The 3937-nt window shown below is 74.5% G+C and carries 3 protein-coding genes; 2 read left to right on the plus strand and 1 reads right to left on the minus strand.

Annotated elements, in window-relative coordinates; genetic code table 11:
- The coding region (locus tag ACTUAL_RS19205; RefSeq protein WP_440901223.1) for an amidase at positions 1-1484 on the minus strand (1484 nt) is incomplete at its 3' end.
- Between the two features lie 109 nt (positions 1485-1593).
- On the opposite strand from ACTUAL_RS19205, the gene ACTUAL_RS19210 reads away from it, so the two are divergent.
- Together ACTUAL_RS19210 and ACTUAL_RS19215 are read left to right on the plus strand one after the other, a co-directional pair.
- The gene (locus ACTUAL_RS19210; RefSeq protein ID WP_440901224.1) at positions 1594-2478 is read left to right on the plus strand and encodes an MBL fold metallo-hydrolase; all 885 of its coding nucleotides are present in this window, start codon (positions 1594-1596) and stop codon (positions 2476-2478) included.
- Between the two features lie 206 nt (positions 2479-2684).
- Positions 2685-3937: methyl-accepting chemotaxis protein (locus tag ACTUAL_RS19215; protein ID WP_440901225.1), on the plus strand; the 1253-nt coding region annotated here is incomplete at its 3' end.

Below are 3937 nucleotides of genomic sequence, written 5' to 3' on the forward strand. Positions count from 1 at the left end.
AGCTGCAGGCCGATCGGGAGGCCGTCCCGGTCGACGCCGACGGGGACGGTCACCGCCGGGCCGCCGGTGATGTTCGCGGGGGCGCACAGGCGCACGTACGCGTCGGCCACGGTCTCGGCCGCGCCGTCCGGCCACCGCACCTCGCCCGACCCGACCGGGACAGCGGTCGTGGGGGTGGTCGGGGCGGCCAGGACGTCGATCCCGGTCCACAGCTGCGCCCACGCGCGGCGCACGAGGGTGGTGGCGCGGCGGGCGCGCAGGTAGTCGCCCGCGCCGACCAGCTCACCGGCCTCCAGGAGCACTCGGACGTCCTCCCCGTACCGCTCGGGGCTCTCGCGCAGGGCCCGCTCGTGGTACGCGGTCGCCTCCGGCACCATCAGGCCCCAGTGGACGGCGTGGACGTGGTCCGCCATCGGGATGGCGACGTCCACCAGGCGCGCGCCGCGCAACTCCAGGGAGGCGATCGCCGCCCGGACCGCGGCCTCCACGTCCGCGGTCACCCGGTCGAAGTAGTGGTTGCCCGGCACGCCCACGCGCAGTCCCGCCAGGTCCGCGGGGCCACCGCCCTCGGCGGGCCGCTGCCCGGTCAGCGCGGCCAGGACCAGCGCGGCGTCCTGGGCGGTCCGGGTGATCGGGCCGACGTGGTCCAGGGTCCACGACAGGGAGGTCACACCCCGGCGCGGCACCAGGTCGTAGGTGGGCTTCAGGCCGACGACGCCGTTCAGCGCGGCGGGCACGCGGATCGAGCCGCCGGTGTCGGTGCCCAGGGCGAACGTCGCCGCGCCCGCCGCGACGGCCACCGCCGAGCCGCCGCTGGACCCGCCCGCGACGCGGTCCCGCCGCCGGGCGTTGGCGGTCTGCGGGGTGATCAGGCCGTAGGCGAACTCGTGGGTGTGCGCCTTGCCGACCAGGACCGCGCCCGCCCCGGCCAGCCGCTCGGCCACGGCGCTGTCGGCGCTCGCGCGGTGGCCGTCCCGGACGCGGGACCCGGCGCCGGTGGGCGACCCGGCGACGTCGGCCAGGTCCTTGAGCGCGAACGGGACCCCGTGCAACGGCCCCCGGCGTCGACCTGCGGCGATGTCCCGCTCGGCGGCGCGGGCGGCGGCGCGGGCGCGGTCGGCGAGGACCTCGGCGTAGGCGTTCAGGTCGGCGACCCGCTCGATCCGGCGCAGGACGGCGTCGACCAGCTCGACCGGGGAGAGCCTGCGCGCGCCGATCTCGCGGGCGGCCTCGGCCAGGGTCAGCTCGTGCGGGTGGGTCGGGGTGGGCCGGGGCGCGCAGCCGACCGGCACGGGTTCGGGCGGCGGGACCGGCGCGGGGACGTCCACGGGCGTGTCGCCGAAGTCCAGTTCGCGCAACCGGGTGATGACGCCGTGGATGTGACCGGCCGTGACCGCGACGGTCGCGTGGCGCCCGGCGGGCAGCGGGAGCCCGGCGCGGGCGGCCAGGCGGGCGGTCTCGGACGGGGTCGGCTCTGCGGGCACCACGGCCTCCCAAGGGGCAGTAAAAGCTATGGGTTTGCGTTAAGCGCACCGTAGGACCTACCGTGCCGTTAACGCAAACCCGTAGCTTTTAAAGCCCCGGAGGCCACCAGTGCACCCCAGCTCGTGGAACGTCGGCGACATCGCCGTCCACCGCGTGGACGAGATCCCCCTCCCCCCGGCCACCGGCGCGTGGCTGCTGCCCGACGCCACCCCGGACGTGGTCGCCGCGTCCGACTGGCTGCTCCCCCACCACGCCACCACGGCCGGGACCCTGCGCCTGGACAGCCACAGCTTCGCGTTCGAGGCGGGCGGGCTGCGGGTGCTCGTGGACACCGGGATCGGCAACGGCAAGCCGCGCGCCAACCCGGCCTGGCACGACCTGCGCACCGACTACCCCGACCGGCTCGCCGCCGCGGGCTTCCCGCCCGAGTCCGTCGACCTCGTCGTGCTCACCCACCTGCACACCGACCACGTCGGCTGGAACACCCGCCGCGTCGCCGGGGAGTGGGTCCCGACCTTCCCGAACGCCCGGCACGTCACCTCCCGCGTCGAGCGGGACTTCTGGGCGGACTCCCCGATGGACGGGGCGCGGGCGCAGGTGTTCCGCGACTCGGTGGCCCCGGTGGAGCGGGCGGGCCTGCTGGAGCCGGTGGACGTGCCCGAGGGCGGGCTGGAGGTCGCCCCCGGCGTGCGCCTGCTCCCGACGCCCGGCCACACCCCCGGCCACGTCGCGGTGGAACTGGCAGGCGGGCGGGCCCTGATCACCGGCGACTGCCTGCACCACCCGGTGCAGCTCGCCCGCCCGGACCTGACCGCCTGCGTGGACGTCGACCCCGCGCGGGCCAGGGCGACCCGACGGGCCCTGCTGGAGCGGCTGGCCGGGACCGGGACCCTGCTGCTGGGCACGCACTTCGCCCCGCCCACGGCGGGCCACGTGGTCCGGCACGGTTCCGCCTACCGCGTGGAGCACCCGTCCGCAGGACAGAAAAAGTAATCCGATCGAGGATATTTCGCACCCCTCCCCCACCCCCGACCTGATCAGGACGGCACCGGGAAAAGTGACCCGCGAGTAACCCTCTACCTGGCACAACGGGGGATCGGGGTCACCCACGCGAGTGAACGCCCTTTGGCTCAGATCCGCCCCGGAGCGGACGACAGCAGGGGCGAGAGTCGAGAGTACCGTTAACCTGAGGAAGTCTCATGTCGACACCCGAGACCAGCCGTCCCTCCCTGTCGGGAGCGGTCTGGACCCCGAGCATCCTCGCCGTCCTGTCCGGCGTCGTCGCCACCCTGCTGGCGATCAGCGGCGCCTCCACCGCGGTCGTGGTCGCCGTGCTGGTCGTCGGGGTGCTGCTCACGCTTGTCCTCGCCCGCAAGGGCGCGTCAACCGCCGAACACGCCGTGGACAACGCCGTCGCGGCCGACACCGCGCTGCGGCGCGGCGACCTGGCGGCCGTGGACGCCTCCGGCGCCCCGCTGTCCGAGGGCATCGCCGCCGTCGGCCAGCGCCTGTCGGGCCTCGGCCCGGCCGTCGACCTGCTGACCATCGCCGGCCAGGAGATGCACGCCAGCGGCAGCACCATCGCCGAGGGCGTCCAGGCGACCGCGAACCAGGTCAGCACCATCGTGCAGTCCGCCGAGGGCGTCTCCTCCCAGGTCGCGGGCATCGCCGCCGCGGGCGAGGAGATGCACGCCGCCATCCAGGAGATCTCGCGCAACGTCTCGGACGCCTCGCAGGTCGCCCGCACCGGCGTCGACGCGCTGGAGCAGACCTCCACCCGCATGGGCGCGCTGGAGACCTCGTCCGCCACCATCGGCGGCATCGTCAAGACGATCACCGCGATCGCCGAGCAGACCAACCTGCTCGCCCTGAACGCCACCATCGAGGCCGCGCGCGCCGGTGACGCCGGCAAGGGCTTCGCCGTCGTCGCGGGCGAGGTGAAGGACCTGGCGCGGGAGACCGCGAAGGCCACCGAGGAGATCGCGCAGACCGTCCAGCAGATCCAGGGCGACTCGGCCGCCGCGATCCAGTCGATCAACGAGATCAGCCAGATCATGGCGAGCATCGCCGACTACCAGAGCTCGATCGCGTCGGCGGTGGAGCAGCAGACCGCCACCACCAGCGAGATGAACTCGGCCACCAACGAGGTCTCGACCCAGGCCGAGCAGATCGCCCGCGCGATCAGCGTGGTCAACGAGCAGTCCGTCACGAACTCGACCGCCGCCGAGCGCAACCGCCTCGCCGTCGCCGAGATCACCCGCATCGCGGGCGAGCTGCGCGAGACCACGGGCGCGCTGACGCTGCCCGCGCTGGAGAGCGTCGCCCCCAGCTACTCGGTCACCTGGGACAAGCCCGCGAACTGCATGCACATCGACCTGGTCGGCGTGTGGGAGCAGAAGCTGGCGGACGCGTACGGCAAGGAGTTCGCGAGCAAGATCGCCGAGCACCGTCC

The organism is Actinosynnema sp. (assembly GCF_052038725.1).